This is a genomic window from Parazoarcus communis SWub3 = DSM 12120, assembly GCF_003226565.1.
GTDB classification, from domain to species: domain Bacteria; phylum Pseudomonadota; class Gammaproteobacteria; order Burkholderiales; family Rhodocyclaceae; genus Parazoarcus; species Parazoarcus communis.
This window is the reverse complement of sequence record NZ_QKOE01000129.1, coordinates 1-456: the sequence shown is the minus strand read 5'-3', so window position 1 is coordinate 456 and position 456 is coordinate 1. Positions and strand designations below refer to the sequence as shown.

At 69.3% G+C, this 456-nt stretch carries 1 protein-coding gene; it reads right to left on the bottom strand.

Annotation, left to right across the window (positions count from 1 at the left end; all coding sequences use genetic code 11):
* Nucleotides 1–456 (bottom strand): RHS repeat protein (locus DNK49_RS23390; RefSeq protein ID WP_165843441.1); only part of this gene is annotated, 456 nt, incomplete at both ends.

Genomic DNA, 456 nt, shown 5'->3' with positions numbered 1-456 from the left:
GTGGCGGGTGAGACGGCCCATGGGGTCGTAATCGAATCGGCTCGCCAGCCGACCCTGGGTGCGGTAGACCTCGCGGTGCAGCGCATCGCGCTCGACATCGCAGATCGTGTGGTGGGTGCCGTCCGCTTCCAGGTTGAGCTGGTGCAGGTGACCCGATCCGTAGAAGAGGGCGTTGAGCACGCGGCCATCGGGCAAGTGGGTGCGGGTACGGTTACCGAGCACATCATAGGCATGGCCCAGCACGCGCGGGGTGCCCCCGGCCAGGGTCTGGGTTTCGGCCAGCAGCTGACCCAGCGGGTCGTAGGCGAAGGCGACGGTGGCGGCCGGGTTGTGCGCGGCGGTCAGGCGCCCGAGCTTGTCGTAGCTGAAGCGGCTGGTGCACGTGGGGTCCGCTTCGGCACGGCGCTCGAGTAGTCGCCCCATGGCATCGCGGGCGAAACGGGTGAGCTTGCCCGG